The following is a 17,376-nucleotide window of genomic DNA, read 5'->3' as shown; positions in this document are numbered from 1 at the left end:
TAAAAAGGTATTGTAAAATGCCCACACCACAAAAAGAAACGATCGTACAGGACATGGCCGACAAGTTTGGTCGGGCAAGTTCTTTTATTATGACAGATTTTACAGGTGTAGACGCAAATACAATTGTTGAAATCCGCAAAAAGTTTTTTGAGTCGGATATTGACTATCGTGTTGTAAAAAATACCCTGGCAAAAATCTCACTCGAAAAATCCGGAATCGAAGGTTTGGAAGATTACCTGAAAGGCGTGAACGCATACGCCATCAGCTATGATGATCCAACCCTCCCCATCAAAGTGATGGATGGATTTAAAAAGCAGTTGGGCGATAAAATGCCGATTAAAGCTGCTTATTTTGAAGGACAGGTCATCGAAAGCTCAAGAGTTGCTTCGTTGTCCAGTCTACCGAGCAAACAGGAATTGATCGGTAAATTTGCCGGAATGATCATCTCGCCGATGGGCAAACTGGCTTCAACATTGAACGCAAATATGCAAAATGTCGTTGGCGTTTTAAACGCTTTGAAAGAAAAGAAAGAAAATTAATAAAGCGTATCATCGATATTTGTTAACGTATCCATAACGGAGGTATCCTCGAAATGGCTGATATTACTCGTGCCGATGTAATTGAGTATCTTAAAAGCGCTACCATGCTGGAAATATCCGACTTGGTGAAGGAAGTGGAAGAAACCTTTGGTGTTACTGCTGCTGCCGCACCGATGATGATGCCGGGCATGCCTGTTGCAGGTGCTGCTGCGGAAGCTGCTGAAGAAAAAACCGAATTTGATGTGGTGCTGAAAGAAATCGGTTCCCAGAAAATTCAGGTGATTAAAGTGGTTCGCGCGATCACCGGTTTAGGCTTGAAAGAAGCCAAAGACCTGGTTGAAGGTGCTCCCAAAGCAGTAAAGGAAGCTGTGCCACAAGCCGAAGCTGACGACCTGAAAAAACAACTGGAAGAAGTAGGCGCTACTGTGGAAGTTAAATAGTGGTTTACCGCTATTCTCTTCCAAACTGTTTAAAATACCCGGATGCAAAGTGGTTTTAACTACTTTGCTATCCGTGTTTGTAGTGAAATTGCCTGTAAGAACCCTGTAACATAGTCAAGAGGTGTCTCTTTGAAGAACGGAAGCTTGATCGAGCGTCATACTTTCTCAAAAATTCCCTCTATTGCTACCTATCCTGACCTTTTGGACGTGCAAACACGTTCCTTTAAAGAATTTTTGCAGGAAGATAAAGCGCCCGACGAAAGAGCAAACAAGGGCTTGCAAGAGGTATTCCTCAACATCTTTCCCGTTGTTGACAGTCGAGAGAATTTCATTCTTGATTTCGTGGAATATTATATTGACAAGCCGAAGTACTCCGTAAAGGAGTGTCGGGAGAGAGGATTGACGTACGCAGCTCCACTTAAAGCGAAGTTGCGGCTATCAATAAAAGACCCAACCGGTGAAACCGAAGATTATACAGATACCATCGAGCAAGATGTGTATTTGGGTAATATGCCCTACATGACCGGGCGGGGGACCTTCATCATAAATGGTGCAGAGCGGGTTATTGTTAACCAGTTACATCGTGCACCAGGTGTGTTTTTTGATGAAAGTATTCACCCGAACGGTACTAAAATATTCTCTGCCCGGATCATCCCGTTTCGGGGCAGCTGGGTAGAATTCATGACCGACGTAAACGATTGTTTACACGTTTATATCGATCGTAAAAAGAAATTTTATGTAACAGCATTTCTGCGTGCGCTGGGTTTTCAGGGCGATGATGATTTGCTGAGCCTGTTTGAATTGGTTGAAGAAGTAACCCTTGCCGATACAGATACGCTATCATTGGTTGGACGAAAAATTGTTGGTGATGTTGTTAACGAAAAATCCGGTGAAGTGCTGCTGGAAACAGGTGCATTGCTGGATGAAGAAAACGTTGAAGCATTGAAAGCTGCCAAAATAAAAAAACTTATTTTGCAAACGCCCAACGATCCCTCGATGCCGAACATCATTCTCAATACTTTAGCGAAAGATCCGGCAAAAAATGAAGAGCAAGCGCTGCGGTTAATTTATGAATTGTTGCGATCCGGTGAACCGCCAGATCTCGATACCGCCCGCGATTTGTTGAAAAAAATGTTCTTCAATCCCAAGCGATATGAACTTGGCGCAGTTGGACGATATCGATTAAACAAAAAACTGGGACTGGATATCGATTACGATAATACGGTTCTCTTCCCGGAAGATTTTGTTGAAATCGTTAAATACCTGATTGATTTGCGGGAAGGCAAGCGCAGCACAGACGATATTGACCACCTTGGCAATCGCCGGGTAAAAACCGTCGGTGAGCAGCTGGCAGCCCAGTTTAATCTGGGTTTAACCCGTATGGCCAGAACGATAAAAGAACGGATGAACCTTGGCGATGCGGAAACGATTACGCCACAGGAACTGGTGAACGCACGTGCCATTACCTCTGTGATCAATACATTTTTCGGTACATCACAGCTTTCCCAGTTCATGGATCAAACCAACCCCTTAGCAGAACTGACCCACAAACGCCGGATGAGTGCGTTAGGACCGGGCGGGTTAACCCGCGAAAGAGCTGGTTTTGAGGTTCGCGATATTCACTATACGCACTACGGACGCCTGTGTCCGATTGAAACGCCGGAAGGACCGAATATCGGTTTGATTTCGTCGTTAAGTGTGCTTGCGCGTGTTAACGATTTCGGATTTATCGAAACGCCGTATCGCAAAGTGAAGGGTGGAAAAGTTGCCGATGAGATCGAATACCTTTCTGCTGATGACGAAGAACGCGTAACGATCGCTCAGTTCAATGCACCGATTGATGTTAAAACCGGTAATTTTGAAAATGATCTGGTGAAAGTACGTAAACGCGGTGACTTTGTGATGACATCGCCGGATGATGTGCAATATATTGACGTTGCATCGAACCAGATTCTATCCGCATCTGCATCACTTGTGCCATTTGTGGAGCACGATGATGCTAACCGTGCGTTGATGGGCTCGAACATGCAGCGTCAGGCTGTTCCGATTATTCGACCGGAAACGCCGATTGTTGGAACCGGTGTTGAGGAGCAAATCGCCAAAGATTCCGGTGCAATGATTCTTGCAGATGTTGACGGTGTTGTGGAGAAGGTTGATTCTAACAAAATCATCATCCGGGTGGATGTTGGAGCCGTGGATGAACCTCGCCAAATTCTTACCGGTGAAGCACAACGGGTTGAATACGAACTAATGAAATTTGTTCGTACAAACCAAAGCACCTGTATTAATCAGAACGTGTTGGTTTCCGAAGGGCAGCCCGTTAAAAAAGGCGATGTGCTGGCAGATGGTCCGGCAACAGACCGCGGTCAGCTTGCTTTGGGACGAAACGTTTTGGTCGCGTTTATGCCGTGGAATGGTTACAACTTTGAAGATGCGATTGTGATTTCCGAACGAATGGTTTCGGAAGATTTATACACATCCATTCATGTTGAAGAGCTGGAAATCCAGGTTCGCGATACCAAACGCGGTGAAGAAGAACTGACGCGGGAAATTCCCAATGTCAGTGAAGAAGCAACCAAAAATCTTGACGAAAACGGCATCATCCGCACCGGCGCAGAAGTTAAAGCCGGTGATATTCTGGTTGGTAAAGTAACGCCCAAAGGCGAAACCGAACCGACGCCAGAAGAAAAACTGCTGAAGGCAATCTTTGGTAGTAAAGCGGGGGATGTAAAAGATGCATCGCTGAAAATGCCGGCAGGCGCAGAAGGCGTTGTTATCGATACCAAACTGTTTTCGCGAAAGAAAAAAGACCCCAAAACCAAAAAAGATGACAAGAAAAAGCTCGAGATTCTCGAAAACGAAACAGACGAGAAAATTGATGCTATTCGTAATCGTCTAATCGACTATTTAGTGAATACTTTCGGGAGTACCCCTTCCAAAGGGATAATGACCCGTCCGGGTAAAACGTTGGTTAAACCCGGTAGTAAAATAACAGCCGGAACATTCGATACAATCGAACTGGATCTGGTTGACTATCTTACGCCGTGGTTCGATGACGACGAGAAAAATACCCGCATTCGCCAGATGTTTACTGAATACAAAAACCTGATGCGCGATATCGATAACGATTTGCGTACCGAAAAACACAAAATCATGGTCGGCGATGAATTGCCGCCCGGAATTGTGCAATTGGCAAAGGTTTATGTCGCTCAGAAACGGAAATTAAAAGTAGGCGATAAAATGGCTGGTCGACACGGGAACAAGGGTGTTATTGCACGTATTGTACCTGCTGAAGATATGCCGTTTTTACCCGATGGACAACCAGTTGATATTGTTTTAAATCCGCTGGGCGTACCATCACGGATGAACCTTGGACAGATATTTGAAACTACCCTTGGATGGGCCGGACGTTTGCTGGACAAATTTTATGCAACACCAGTGTTCGACGGTGCAACATACGACGAAGTGCTCGGCGAGTTGCGCAAAGCGGGACTACCCGAAAGCGGGAAAACAACCCTGTTCGACGGACAATCTGGCGAAAAATTCCAGCAGCAAGTTACCGTGGGTCAGATTTACATGATCAAACTTTCCCACATGGTGGATGATAAAATCCACGCCCGGTCTATCGGACCCTACTCGCTCATTACCCAGCAGCCGCTGGGTGGTAAAGCTCAGTTCGGTGGGCAGCGTTTTGGTGAAATGGAAGTGTGGGCATTGGAAGCATACGGCGCCGCGCACACGCTTCAGGAAGTCCTCACTTACAAGAGTGATGATGTTCACGGACGCACAAAGGTGTATGAATCAATTGTCAAAGGCGACAACCTGCCGGAACCGGGCAGACCCGAATCTTTCAACGTTTTGGTGAAAGAATTGCAAGGGCTCGGTTTAGATGTAAAAGCAGAATAACGGTACGATGTAGGCACCCGTCATTGCGGGTGCCGCTTTTGCTTTGTCAAAACGTCGAAACCTACAAAATGGTAAAGGAGTGAGTTTGGAAACCTATCCCAACAAAGGCCATATATCGAAAATCTCCATTGGATTGGCATCACCCAATTCTATTTTGGAAAAAAGTTTTGGGGAAGTCACCAAACCGGAGACGATTAACTACCGCTCGTTCAAGCCGGAAAAAGACGGTTTGTTCTGTGAAAAAATCTTCGGACCGGTAAAAGATTGGGAATGCCATTGCGGGAAATACAAACGCATACGTTACAAAGGCATCATTTGTGATCGATGCGGCGTTGAAGTAACCACAAAAAGTGTTCGCCGGGAACGGATGGGGCATATCAGCCTCGCGGTACCAATCGTGCATATCTGGTATTTTCGTTCAACACCGACCAAAATTGGTTATTTGTTGAACATTGCACCAAAACATTTGGAAAAAATCATTTATTATGAAGCATATGTTGTTGTTCAGCCGGGAAATTCCGGGTTGAAAACCGGCGACATATTGCTCGAAGAAGATTACAACAAGGTTCTGGATAACTTGACTTCAGATGATTTGAGTTTGCCGGATGATCATCCGGACAAATTTATCGCGAAAATGGGCGGTGACGCAATTCGCGAAATGCTCAAACGTCTCGAAGTCGACCCGCTTTCCGATGAACTGCGCCATATCCTCAAAACGGAAAAATCGCAGCAAAAGAAACAGGACGCACTCAAGCGTCTAAAAGTTGTGGAAGCGTTCCGTACCCGTGAAAACGGTGAATTCAAAAATAAACCGGAATGGATGGTGCTCGATGTTGTGCCGGTCATTCCGCCGGAACTGCGTCCGCTGGTGCCGTTGGAAGGCGGTCGTTTCGCAACTAGCGACTTGAACGATTTATATCGCCGGGTAATTATCCGGAACAATCGATTGAAAAAATTAATGGATATCAAAGCGCCGGAAGTGATTTTGCGTAACGAAAAACGCATGCTTCAGGAAGCTGTGGATGCATTGTTCGACAATACCAAACGCACTACCGCTGTTCGCAGCGACGGCAACCGCCCGCTCAAATCACTTTCCGATATGTTGCGCGGCAAGCAAGGCCGTTTCCGGTTGAACCTGCTCGGTAAACGGGTAGATTATTCCGGTCGTTCGGTTGTGGTGGTCGGACCGAAATTGCATTTATACGAATGCGGTTTACCGAAAGAAATGGCGGTTGAATTATTCAAACCGTTTATCATTCGTAAATTGCAGGATCGAAAAATTGTTAAAACGGTGAAAAGTGCCAAACGATTTGTGGACAAACGTGATGCCGTGGTGTTCGAAATTCTGGAAGATATTGTGAAAGACCACCCGGTGTTGCTGAACCGCGCACCTACGCTTCACCGACTCGGTATTCAGGCTTTCCAGCCTGTGTTGATCGAAGGTAAAGCGTTGCAAATTCACCCGCTGGTATGTTCCGCATTTAACGCCGACTTTGACGGTGACCAGATGGCAGTTCACTTGCCGCTGAGCTACGAAGCACAGATGGAAGCACGATTACTGATGCTTGCATCCCACAATATTCTGTCGCCGGCAAGTGGTCGTCCGTTGGCTACTCCTTCGCAGGATATGGTGCTGGGTTGCTACTTTATCACCAAAGAACGTGACGGAGTGGCGGGAGAAGGAATGGTCTTCTCCAATCCGAACGAAGTGATGATCGCGTTCGATTCCGGAAAAGCACATTTGCATGCCAAAATCAAGGTTCGCTGGCATGGAGAAATTGTTTCCACAACCGTGGGACGCGTTATCTTCAACAGCATCGTTCCCGACGAAGTTGGTTTTGTAAATGAAGTGATGACCAAAAAAGCGCTCGAAAAGCTGGTTGGTAAAGTGATGCTGAGTATTGGTAATCTGGGAACTGTAGAGTTCTTGGACAACCTGAAAGGTCTCGGATTCCGTTATTCAACAATGGCGGGAACGAGTATCGGTCTGGATGACGTTGTTATCCCCGATAGCAAGCCGGCATTTATCGATAAAGCGTATGAAGAAGTTCGCATGTTGGAAGAACAATACCATATGGGGTTCATTACCGACGGCGAACGTTACAACAAAGTAATTGACATTTGGACCCGTGTAACCGACCAGGTTTCCAGTGATTTGTTCAAATTATTGCAGGATCACCGGGACGGTTTCAACTCGTTGTATATGATGTCGCACTCCGGTGCACGCGGTAGTCGCGAACAAATTCGCCAGCTTGCCGGTATGCGGGGATTGATGGCTAAGCCACAAAAAACATTGACCGGTCAAACGGGTGAAATTATTGAAAACCCGATTACGGCAAACTTCTTCGAAGGTTTGTCTGTGCAGGAATACTTTATTTCTACCCACGGTGCGCGAAAAGGTTTGGCAGATACAGCGCTAAAAACAGCAGATGCCGGTTATCTGACCCGTCGATTGGTCGACGTTGCGCAGGATGTAATGATCAGCGAAATCGACTGCGGAACCATTCTCGGAATCGAAACCAGCCCGATCAAAGAAGGTGAAAAAATCATTGAGCCGTTATCTGACCGTGTGTTGGGACGATTCGCGACAGACGATGTTTACGATCCGATTAGTGGTGAACTGTTGGTTGAAGCCGGGCAGGTAATTGATGAAGAAATCGCCTTAAAAATCGATAACTCTGCAATTGAAAAAATTACCATCCGTTCAGTACTAACCTGTGAAACTGCTCGCGGTGTTTGCACAATGTGCTACGGACGAAACCTGGCTAGTGGTCGTATGGTAGATATCGGTGAGGCAGTAGGTGTTATGGCTGCTCAAAGTATCGGCGAGCCGGGAACGCAGTTAACCTTGCGTACTTTCCACATCGGTGGTACTGCCGGTCGTATTGCGGCGCAGTCCGAAGTGGTATCCCGTTTCGAAGGCAAGATCAAATACGAAGAGCTTCGGACACTTGTGACAACAGAAGAAGTTGACGGTGAAATTGAAACCTACGATATCTGCGTTGGTCGTAACGGAAAAATCCATATCGTGGACAGCAAAGATCGCTCGTTGACAAACTTTACCGTGCCATATGGCGCCAAAGTGATGGTCAAAGATGAACAGGTTGTGAAACGTGGCAGCACTTTGTTTGAGTGGGATCCATATTCATCTGTAATCTTGACCGAACGTGGTGGCCGTTTGCGCTATGTTGACCTTGTGGATAATGTAACAACACGCGAAGAATTGGATGAGCAAACCCTGCAGAAACAACGGGTTGTTATCGAATCTCGAAACAAAAACCTCAGCCCGCACATCTCTGTTGTGGATGAGGATGGTAAAGAGATCGCCAACTATATTCTCCCGGTAAAAGCCCACATTCTCGGTAACGATGGCATCGAAGTGAAACCCGGCCAAATTCTGGCAAAAATTCCGCGAGAAATTGGAAAAACCCGGGACATTACCGGTGGTTTGCCCAGGGTTGCAGAGTTGTTCGAAGCCCGGAAACCCAAAGAGCAGGCGGTGGTTAGCGAAATTGATGGTGTCATTCGTTTTGGACCAATCAAACGTGGTATTCGCGAAATTATCGTCGAAGGTCAGCTGGAAAAGAAAAAGTATAATGTTTCTTACAGTATGCACGTGTTGGTTCACAACGGTGATTATGTTCGCGCCGGTGAAATGTTGACCGACGGTGCCATATCGCCGCAGGACATTCTTCAAATTCTTGGACCCAATAAAGTTCAGGAATATTTGGTGAATGAAATTCAGGAAGTGTATCGATTGCAGGGTGTAGGCATCAATGACAAACATATTGAAATCATTGTGCGTCAAATGATGCAGCGCGTACGCGTTATCGACTCTGGCGATACCCGCTTTCTCGAAGGCGATAGTGTCAATAAATTTGTATTCAAGGAAGAAAACGAAAAAATTCGTAACAAAGTCATTATTACTGAACCCGGTGATTCACGTTTCAAACTCCGCCAACGCGTAGATCGTGTAAAATTTGAATACACCAATCGCCAACTGGAAAAAAGCGAGAAAAAACTTGCCGAATGCCGTCCTGCTGAGCCTGCAACCGGTGAACCGGTGTTGTTGGGCATCACTCAGGCATCGTTAACAACGGATAGCTTTATCTCCGCAGCATCGTTCCAGGAAACAACCCGTGTGTTGACCGATGCAGCAATTTCCGGAAAAGTGGATTATCTCTATGGCTTGAAGGAAAACGTGATTGTTGGTAATCTGGTACCTGCCGGAACCGGATTGAAGAAGTTCAAACACTTGCACGTGGAATACAAGGAAGAAACCGACCAGGAAGAAACCGTACCCGAGGAACTGCCGGCTGAATAGCGGTAAGCCTTTTTCTCCTGGTGAACCATTTGAATGGATGTAACGCTGCTTTCCTCCATTTGAGAGGCTTGCAGCGTTACCGTGTAATTGGTGACGTAAAATATTGAAGAATCGTATTTTACAAATACGAAAAACATTGCTGGTGTTTTTAATCTATCGGCGAAACGAGACATAACGCGATAAAGTATTTTCGAACTGTCGAAATCACTTTGTTTAGATGTTACTCTCCGAATTATTCCTGCCAATAGTGTAAAAAACCACCATCAATCGTTGTAAAGCCTGGGCACTTTGATGTCTTGCATCGGGCTGAATATTGTTTAGATATAACAAAAGTAATCAACAAAATTATTTTTTGTTATTGACAATTCAGGGCCCCGGATATAAATTGTGAGTCTGTGTCTTTTAAGGAACCTTTAGGAGGAAATTGTGCCGACAATTAATCAGTTAATTCGGTCTGGACGCGAAAAAGTTGAAAAGAAAAACAAAGCTCCGGCGTTAAGTAGTTGCCCGCAAAGACGTGGCGTATGTACACGTGTTTATACAACAACACCTAAAAAGCCAAACTCGGCGCTGCGTAAAGTTGCCCGTGTTCGCCTGACCAATAGCATTGAAGTAACTGCCTATATTCCAGGTGAAGGTCATAACTTGCAAGAGCACTCCATTGTGTTAATCCGCGGTGGTCGTGTAAAGGACTTGCCGGGTGTTCGTTACCACATTATTCGTGGAACATTGGATACAGGTGGTGTAAAAGATCGTAGGCAAAGCCGTTCCAAATACGGTGCTAAACGACCCAAAAGTTAAGAAACTGATTGAGGACAAATAATGAGACGTAGAAAGGCGCCAGAGCGTCAGGTATTGCCCGACCCGAAATATCATAGTGAGCTTGTAAGCAAATTTATCAACGGCCTGATGTTGGACGGTGGGCGAAGCAAAGCCGAAAAAATATTTTACGGTGCCATGGATATTGTTGAGCAGAAGTTGAAAAAAGATCCTCTGGAAGTTTTTCGCAAAGCCATGGATAATGTTATGCCAATGTTGGAAGTTCGCTCACGACGTGTCGGTGGTGCAACCTATCAGGTTCCCGTTGAAGTTCGTGACAAACGCCGACGCTCTTTAGCTATTCGCTGGTTGGTCGGGTTTTCCCGTAAGCGCTCCGAAAGCACAATGGCGCAGCGCTTGGCAAATGAATTTATGGCTGCATATCGTGGGGAAGGCTCTTCTGTGAAAAAACGCGAAGACACCCACAAGATGGCTGAAGCAAACAAGGCTTTTGCTCACTTCCGCTGGTAGAAGAATCATTATCGACAGCATGGATTGCGAGTAGTGCAAGCAGGTTTACCACCGGTTGCATTAGATTTTTTCGGCCTTTTTATTGAGCCTTTTATTATGTATAGTGTGCACGATTTATTATGACCGTCAAGTTTTTAACATCTTAAGGATTAGAATTTTAAAAATGGCTATTAAGTACTCTTTAGAAAATACGCGAAATATTGGCATTATGGCTCACATAGATGCCGGTAAAACAACCACAACAGAACGTATCCTGTACTATACCGGTGTTTTGCACCGCATGGGCGAAGTTCATGAAGGTTCAGCAACAATGGACTGGATGGAGCAGGAAAAAGAACGTGGCATTACCATTACATCAGCTGCAACAACTTGCTTTTGGAAAGAAACCCGCATCAATATTATAGACACGCCCGGTCACGTTGACTTTACAGCAGAAGTTGAGCGATCGCTTCGTGTTTTGGATGGTGCCGTTGCTTTGTTTTGTGCTGTTGGTGGTGTTGAGCCGCAATCAGAAACGGTTTGGCGCCAGGCGGATAAATATGGTGTTCCGCGTATTGCATTTGTAAATAAAATGGACCGCGTAGGTGCAGATTTTTATAATGTGCTTGAAATGATGAAATTGCGTCTGGGTGCAAATCCGCTTCCGTTACACATTCCGATTGGCGATGGTGACATGTTCACCGGACTGATTGATCTTGTTGGTATGAAAGCGGTATTGTTTGATGAAAGCTCGCTCGGTATGCAAATTATCGAACAAGAAATCCCACGTGATTTGTTAGATAAAGCCAATGAATATCGTACAAAGTTGCTTGAAAACGCAGCTGAAGTTGATGAAGAATTGATGATCAAATATCTGGACGGTGAAGAGCTGACCGATGTTGAGGTTCGTCGAGCCATTCGCAAAGGTGTATTGGAAAATCATTTTATTCCGGTGCTTCTGGGCTCTGCGTTCAAAAACAAAGGTGTTCAGCGACTGCTGGATGCTGTTGTCGAATATTTACCATCCCCAAATGACGTACCTGCCATCAAAGGATATGAGCCCCGTACAGAAGAAGTAATTGAACGCCATCCGTCAGAAAATGAACCTTTTTCTGCGTTGGCATTTAAGATCATGACCGATCCGTATGTCGGTAAATTAACCTATTTTAGAGTTTATAGCGGATCTGCAAAAGCCGGTGATACGGTTTACAATACAACGTCGGACAATAAAGAACGTCTGGGGCGTTTGTTGAGAATGCACGCCAACACTCGCGAAGATATAACTGAATTAAAAGCAGGCGATATTGTTGCAGCCGTAGGATTGAAAAATACCCGTACTGGAAATACGCTTTGCGATGTCAACAAGCAAATTGTACTCGAATCGATGGTTTTTCCTGAGCCGGTTATTCAAGTGTCAATCGAGCCCAAAACAAAAGCGGATTCCGATAAATTATCTCAAGCGCTAGCTAAACTTTCTGACGAAGATCCAACATTCCGAGTTTCTACAGATGAAGAAACAGGTCAAACGTTGATTAGCGGCATGGGTGAATTGCACCTGGAAATTATTGTAGACCGCTTACTTCGTGAATTTAAAGTTGATGCACGTGTTGGCCAGCCGCAGGTTGCATACCGTGAAACCATTCTTCAGGCAGCGAAAGCTGAAGGCAAATTTGTCCGGCAGAGTGGTGGGCGTGGTCAGTATGGTCATGTTAATATTGAAGTATTCCCGAATGAAAAAGGTAAGGGCTTTGAGTTCGAAGATAACATTGTCGGTGGTGCAATTCCGCGTGAATTTATTAACCCCGTCAAACAAGGTATTGAAGAAGCCCTTAAAAATGGTATATTAGCCGGCTATCCTGTTGTAGATGTAAAGGTAAGCCTTTATGATGGTTCTTATCACGATGTGGATTCCAGTGAAATGGCGTTTAAAATTGCCGGATCAATGGGGATTAAAAATGCACTTCGTGTTGCCAAATCTGTGTTGTTGGAACCCATTATGGAAGTAGAAGTTGTCGTTCCGGAAGAATATCTCGGCGATGTAATCGGCGATTTAAACTCCCGGCGTGGCAAAGTCAGCGGTATTCTGCCTCGCAAAGATGCTCAGGTTGTTGAAGCTTTTGTTCCGCTTTCCGAAATGTTCGGATATGCAACCCGGCTTCGTTCTTTAACGCAAGGACGTGCAGTATATTCAATGCAGTTTGATCACTATGAACAACTGCCGCAGAGTTTCGCTGAGAAAATTATGGAAAAACGTGTTGGAACCAAGTAAGTAAAGAAAGGATTTGCAGTGCCAGGTCAAAGCATTCGAATCAAACTGAAAGCCTACGATCATCATCTGATTGATAAGTCGGCAGACAAAATTATCACGACGGCAAAAACAACCGGCGCCTTGATTTCCGGCCCGATTCCATTGCCGACGAGACGCAGTTTGTTTACGGTATTGCGTTCGCCACACGTGGATAAAAAATCGCGCGAGCAGTTTGAAGTGCGTGTCCACAAACGGTTGATCGACATTCACAATGCCACTAACAAAACCATCGATCAGTTAATGAAGTTGGAACTGCCAGCTGGTGTTGATATAGAAATTAAAACCTGAGCGACGCTGCAAGTCGTGTGGTTCTGTTTCGTTTCAGCGAGATACTGTTCAGCGGTATCATTAACAGCGAATTGAATAGCGCTTTGCGCAAATAACCATGAGTGTATTAGTGGAGATTAAAATGAACGCTTTACTTGGAAAAAAAATAGGCATGTCCAGAATTTTCGACGCCAGCGGAAATGCAATTCCCGTTACCGTTGTAAAGGCTGGTCCTTGCTATGTTACCCAGGTGAAAACGGTTGAAAATGACGGCTATCGGGCGGTACAATTGGGTTTTGGCGAGAAAAAAGAAAAAAATACTGCCAAGCCTCAAATGGGTGTGTTCAATAAAGCAGGTGTGCCGGCTTTGAGCAAACTCAAAGAATTTAAACTGTTGACCGATACGGAATTGAAAGCCGGAGACCAGTTAAACGTCGACCTTTTTAAAGAAGGTGATAAAATTACTGTTGTTGGCAAAAGTAAAGGACGTGGATTTGCCGGTGTTATGCGCCGCCACAATTTTTCCGGTGCGCAAATTACCCACGGTCAATCGGACCGTCAGCGTGCGCCCGGTTCATTGGGACAAAGTTCTTACCCTTCCAAAGTTTTTAAAGGAATTCGTATGGGCGGCAGAATGGGTAATGATAATGTAAAAGTCGCCGGTTTAAGAATTGTGAAAGTGGATGCGGAAAACAATTTGTTGTTCATTTCAGGTGCTGTTCCCGGATCCCGTAATAGCTATGTAGAAATTCATAAAAAAAACTGATATAAACGAGTGTTGCTATGGAACTGACAGTATATCGCATCGATGGTACCAAAACAAGTGAGACGGTCACGCTCAATCCGGAGATATTCGAAATTGAGCCGAACGATCATGTGGTCTATCTTGATGTAAAAGCTTATCTGGCAAATCAACGTCAGGGAACGCACCAGTCCAAAGGTCGTTCATTTGTGAGCGGCGGTGGAAAAAAACCTTTTAAACAAAAAGGTACCGGTCGTGCCCGTCAGGGAACGATTCGTGCACCACACATGGTTGGCGGTGGTCGCGCGCATGGCCCTCAGCCCCGTGATTATAGCCAAACCCTACCTAAAAAAGTAAAAAAATTGGCACGTCGTTCAGTATTGGCTTACAAAGCTAAAGAATCTAAGATCGTTGTGGTTGAAGATTTTGAATTTGACGGACCGAAGACAAAAAAAGTAATTGAGATGTTGAATAAACTGGGTGTTACTGATCGCAAAGTGTTGATTTTGACCGGAAATTACGATCAAAATTTCTATCGATCTGCCAGAAATATTCCTTACAAATCGGTTTTAACTGCACCCCAGTTTTCCACTTATGACGTGCTGAATGCGAATACTCTGGTATTGCAAAAAGGTGCAGTCAACATTATCAATGAGGTATTGGGCTAATGAAAGATAACAGAACTATCATCATCGAGCCGGTGTTGACCGAAAAAGCAGTACGGATTCGCGAAGATAAAAATCAGTATGTTTTCCGGGTCGATTCGTCGGCAAACAAAATTGAGCTTAAAAAAGCCATCGCAAAGCGCTTTAATGTTACTGTTGAAAGCTTGCGTGTGGTTAACGTAAAAGGGAAAATGCGCCAGCGGATGGTTCGTGGCGGACGGGTCACCGGATTCACTTCCAAATACAAAAAAGCATATGTGACATTGGCTGAAGGTGATCACCTGGATTTTCTGGATAACGTATAAACGGGCAGTTGGAGAATTGATATGGCTTTAAAAAAATACAAACCCATGACCTCTGCGTTGCGTTTTCGCATCGATTTGACAAAAGATGTTATTACTAAAGATAAGCCGGAGCGTTCGCTAACTGAAACATTGCACAAAACCGGTGGGCGTAATAATCTTGGACGCGTAACAGCATGGCAGCGTGGTGGTGGTCACAAAAGACTTTACAGGATCATCGATTTTAAGCGCAACAAACGCGATATTGAAGCAAAAGTAGCTGCAATTGAATACGATCCAAATCGTAGTGCCAATATTGCATTGTTGCATTATGTGGACGGCGAAAAACGTTACATCATTGCACCGGACGGTTTAACAGTTGGTGATACGGTGATGGCTGGAGCTTCTGCAGATGTCAAAGTTGGTAATGCACTACCACTGGAAAAAATTCCTTTGGGTATGACCATTCACAACATCGAAATGATCCCCGGAAAAGGTGGGCAAATTGCTCGTAGCGCCGGTGCAGGTGTTCAGTTGATGGCAAAAGAAGGTAACTACGCGTTGCTGAAAATGCCCTCTGGCGAAATTCGTAAAGTCCGTAAAGAATGTTATGCAACCTTAGGTACAGTAGGAAATACGGATCACTTTAACGTTTCTTTAGGAAAAGCCGGACGTACCCGTTGGTTGGGACGTCGACCAAGCGTTCGGGGTGTTGTGATGAACCCTGTTGACCACCCGATGGGTGGCGGTGAAGGTCGGACCTCGGGTGGGCGCCATCCTTGTTCACCGTGGGGGCAGTTATCCAAAGGTTTGAAAACCCGTAAGAAGCGTAAAAAATCCAGCGCGTTAATCGTCAAACGTCGTAAATAAAGGAAGTAATCATGTCAAGATCGCTGAAAAAAGGCCCTTTTATTGACCAGAAATTATACCAAAAAGTAGACGATTTGAATGGTAGCGGTCAAAAGAAAGTTGTGAAAACCTGGGCTCGTCGTTCAACTGTACCGCCTGAATTTGTTGGGCATACAATTGCAGTACACAACGGCATCAAATTTATTCCGGTTTATGTGACGGAAAATATGGTTGGGCATAAGCTTGGTGAATTTGCCCCGACCCGTACCTACCGCGGTCATGCGGGTAGTAAAAATGAAAAGAAATCGAAAGTTCGTTAACCTTTTTCAATCGTGAGGTCTGTTGATGAAAGCTGTAGCCAGACAACGATACGCGCGTCTCTCACCATTAAAAGTGAGACAAGTGACACGTCTGATCAAAGATAAAAATGTGGAAGATGCTTTGAGCATCCTGCACTTTACGCCGAAGCGCGCCGCTAAAACGGTTGAAAATGTATTGCGCTCTGCAGTGGCAAATTTTCAAAACCAGGAAGAGGCCGGCGGTGTTAATCCGGATAAAATTTTCGTGAAAAGTGTAACGGTAGATGGTGGACCGATGTGGAAGCGTTTTCGTCCCATGTCAATGGGGCGTGTTGGTCGTATCCGCCGCCGCACTTCTCATATTACAATTGTTGTTGAAGATCGCTAAAAAAGTATAGTTTCGGAGGTTACGTTTTGGGTCAAAAAACGAATCCAGTTGGCTACCGTCTGGGCTTTATCAAAACTTGGAACTCCCAGTGGTTTGATGAAAAAAACTTCGCTGAAAAGCTGAATGAAGATTTGTTGATTCGTAAATACATTTTCAAACGCATTTCAGATGGTGCTATTTCGAAAGTTGGTATCGAACGCACTGCACGGCGCGTGTTGATTACGATAAACACAGCTCGTCCCGGTGTTGTGATCGGGAAAAAAGGTGCTGAAGTCGATAAGTTGAAAGAAGAGCTGAAGAAATTGGTCAACAAAGATATTCAGATCAACATCAACGAAGTGAAGCATCCGGAGCTAGACGCCTTTTTGGTCGGGCAAAACATTGCTCGCCAATTGGAAGGGAAAGTATCTTTCCGACGTGCGATGAAACGCGCCATTACTTCCTCTATGCGCCTCGGTGCAGAAGGAATTAAAATACAGTGCTCCGGCCGTCTCGGCGGTGCGGAAATGGCACGGACAGAAAACTATAAAGAAGGTCGGATTCCCCTGCACACACTCCGCGCCAATATTGATTATGCAACCTCTACTGCCAACACAACTTATGGTTGTATCGGTGTAAAAGTGTGGTTGTATCACGGTGAAGTGATCGGGACCAATTCGTAAGAGGAGACGTTTGTCATGTTAATGCCCAAAAAAGTTAAACATAGACGTGTAATGCGTGGCCGCAGAGCGGGGAATGCAACCCGTGGTGCAAGTGTATCGTTCGGACAATTTGGATTAAAAGCTTTAGACGCCGGCTGGATTACCAGTCGCCAAATTGAAGCTGCCCGTGTTGCGATGACACGCTACATCAAACGGGGTGGTAAGGTTTGGATTCGAATTTTCCCGGATAAGCCCATAACCAAAAAACCCGCAGAAACACGGATGGGTAAAGGTAAAGGTTCCCCGGAATATTGGGTAGCGGTTGTAAAGCCCGGACGCGTAATGTTTGAACTTGCCGGTGTTTCTGAAGAAATTGCCAAAGAAGCAATGCGCCTGGCTTCGCACAAACTGCCCATCAAAACCAAGTTTGTAACGCGTAAAGAAGCGGGAGAATAAAA

The 17,376-nt window shown here is 45.2% G+C and carries 16 protein-coding genes; all 16 read left to right on the top strand.

Going from position 1 to position 17,376, the window contains the following annotated elements; genetic code table 11:
* The first annotated feature begins 17 nt into the window (after positions 1-17).
* The 16 genes from H6629_04470 (at position 18) to rplP (ending at position 17,374) form a co-directional block, all read left to right on the top strand.
* Entirely contained in the window at positions 18-539 is a 522-nt protein-coding gene (locus H6629_04470) for a 50S ribosomal protein L10 (GenBank protein ID MCB9067049.1), read from the top strand.
* A 53-nt stretch (positions 540-592) separates the two neighbouring features.
* A complete protein-coding gene (gene rplL, locus H6629_04465; GenBank protein ID MCB9067048.1) occupies positions 593-979 on the top strand; it encodes a 50S ribosomal protein L7/L12 in 387 nt (128 codons plus the stop codon).
* 129 nt (positions 980-1,108) lie between these two features.
* On the top strand, positions 1,109-4,885 hold the full coding sequence (gene rpoB / locus H6629_04460) for a DNA-directed RNA polymerase subunit beta (protein ID MCB9067047.1): 3,777 nt from the start codon (positions 1,109-1,111) through the stop codon (positions 4,883-4,885).
* Between the two features lie 79 nt (positions 4,886-4,964).
* A complete protein-coding gene (gene rpoC / locus H6629_04455; GenBank protein ID MCB9067046.1) occupies positions 4,965-9,209 on the top strand; it encodes a DNA-directed RNA polymerase subunit beta' in 4,245 nt (1,414 codons plus the stop codon).
* Positions 9,210-9,635: 426 nt separating this feature from the next.
* Entirely contained in the window at positions 9,636-10,010 is a 375-nt protein-coding gene (locus tag H6629_04450) for a 30S ribosomal protein S12 (GenBank protein ID MCB9067045.1), read from the top strand.
* Between the two features lie 18 nt (positions 10,011-10,028).
* Positions 10,029-10,499, top strand: coding sequence for a 30S ribosomal protein S7 (rpsG, locus tag H6629_04445; GenBank protein MCB9067044.1), 471 nt, complete (start codon positions 10,029-10,031; stop codon positions 10,497-10,499).
* Between the two features lie 163 nt (positions 10,500-10,662).
* The gene (fusA, locus tag H6629_04440) at positions 10,663-12,747 is read left to right on the top strand and encodes an elongation factor G (protein ID MCB9067043.1); all 2,085 of its coding nucleotides are present in this window, start codon (positions 10,663-10,665) and stop codon (positions 12,745-12,747) included.
* A gap of 18 nt (positions 12,748-12,765) precedes the next feature.
* Complete coding sequence (gene rpsJ, locus H6629_04435; GenBank protein ID MCB9067042.1) at positions 12,766-13,074, top strand: 30S ribosomal protein S10; 309 nt, start codon at positions 12,766-12,768, stop codon at positions 13,072-13,074.
* Between the two features lie 121 nt (positions 13,075-13,195).
* Positions 13,196-13,819, top strand: a complete 624-nt coding sequence (rplC, locus tag H6629_04430) for a 50S ribosomal protein L3 (GenBank protein MCB9067041.1) — start codon at positions 13,196-13,198, stop codon at positions 13,817-13,819.
* 17 nt (positions 13,820-13,836) lie between these two features.
* Positions 13,837-14,463: a 50S ribosomal protein L4 gene (gene rplD, locus H6629_04425; protein MCB9067040.1), complete on the top strand. Its 627-nt coding sequence runs from the start codon at positions 13,837-13,839 to the stop codon at positions 14,461-14,463.
* On the top strand, positions 14,463-14,765 hold the full coding sequence (gene rplW, locus H6629_04420; protein MCB9067039.1) for a 50S ribosomal protein L23: 303 nt from the start codon (positions 14,463-14,465) through the stop codon (positions 14,763-14,765). Before rplD ends, rplW begins: the two co-directional genes overlap by 1 nt.
* Positions 14,766-14,786: 21 nt before the next feature.
* Entirely contained in the window at positions 14,787-15,611 is an 825-nt protein-coding gene (gene rplB, locus H6629_04415) for a 50S ribosomal protein L2 (GenBank protein MCB9067038.1), read from the top strand.
* An 11-nt stretch (positions 15,612-15,622) separates the two neighbouring features.
* Positions 15,623-15,910 carry a 30S ribosomal protein S19 gene (gene rpsS / locus H6629_04410; GenBank protein MCB9067037.1) on the top strand — a complete coding sequence of 96 codons (288 nt, stop codon included), beginning with the start codon at positions 15,623-15,625 and terminating at the stop codon, positions 15,908-15,910.
* Positions 15,911-15,935: 25 nt separating this feature from the next.
* The gene (gene rplV, locus H6629_04405) at positions 15,936-16,277 is read left to right on the top strand and encodes a 50S ribosomal protein L22 (protein ID MCB9067036.1); all 342 of its coding nucleotides are present in this window, start codon (positions 15,936-15,938) and stop codon (positions 16,275-16,277) included.
* Positions 16,278-16,303: 26 nt separating this feature from the next.
* Positions 16,304-16,939: a 30S ribosomal protein S3 gene (gene rpsC / locus H6629_04400; GenBank protein ID MCB9067035.1), complete on the top strand. Its 636-nt coding sequence runs from the start codon at positions 16,304-16,306 to the stop codon at positions 16,937-16,939.
* Positions 16,940-16,954: 15 nt separating this feature from the next.
* The gene (gene rplP, locus H6629_04395) at positions 16,955-17,374 is read left to right on the top strand and encodes a 50S ribosomal protein L16 (protein MCB9067034.1); all 420 of its coding nucleotides are present in this window, start codon (positions 16,955-16,957) and stop codon (positions 17,372-17,374) included.
* Positions 17,375-17,376: the final 2 nt, after the last annotated feature.

The sequence above is a fragment of the Calditrichia bacterium genome, from assembly GCA_020634975.1.
Lineage (GTDB): Bacteria > Calditrichota > Calditrichia > RBG-13-44-9 > J075 > JACKAQ01.
The sequence above is the reverse complement of the archived record's forward strand: the minus strand, read 5'-3'. Positions and strand labels throughout refer to the sequence as shown.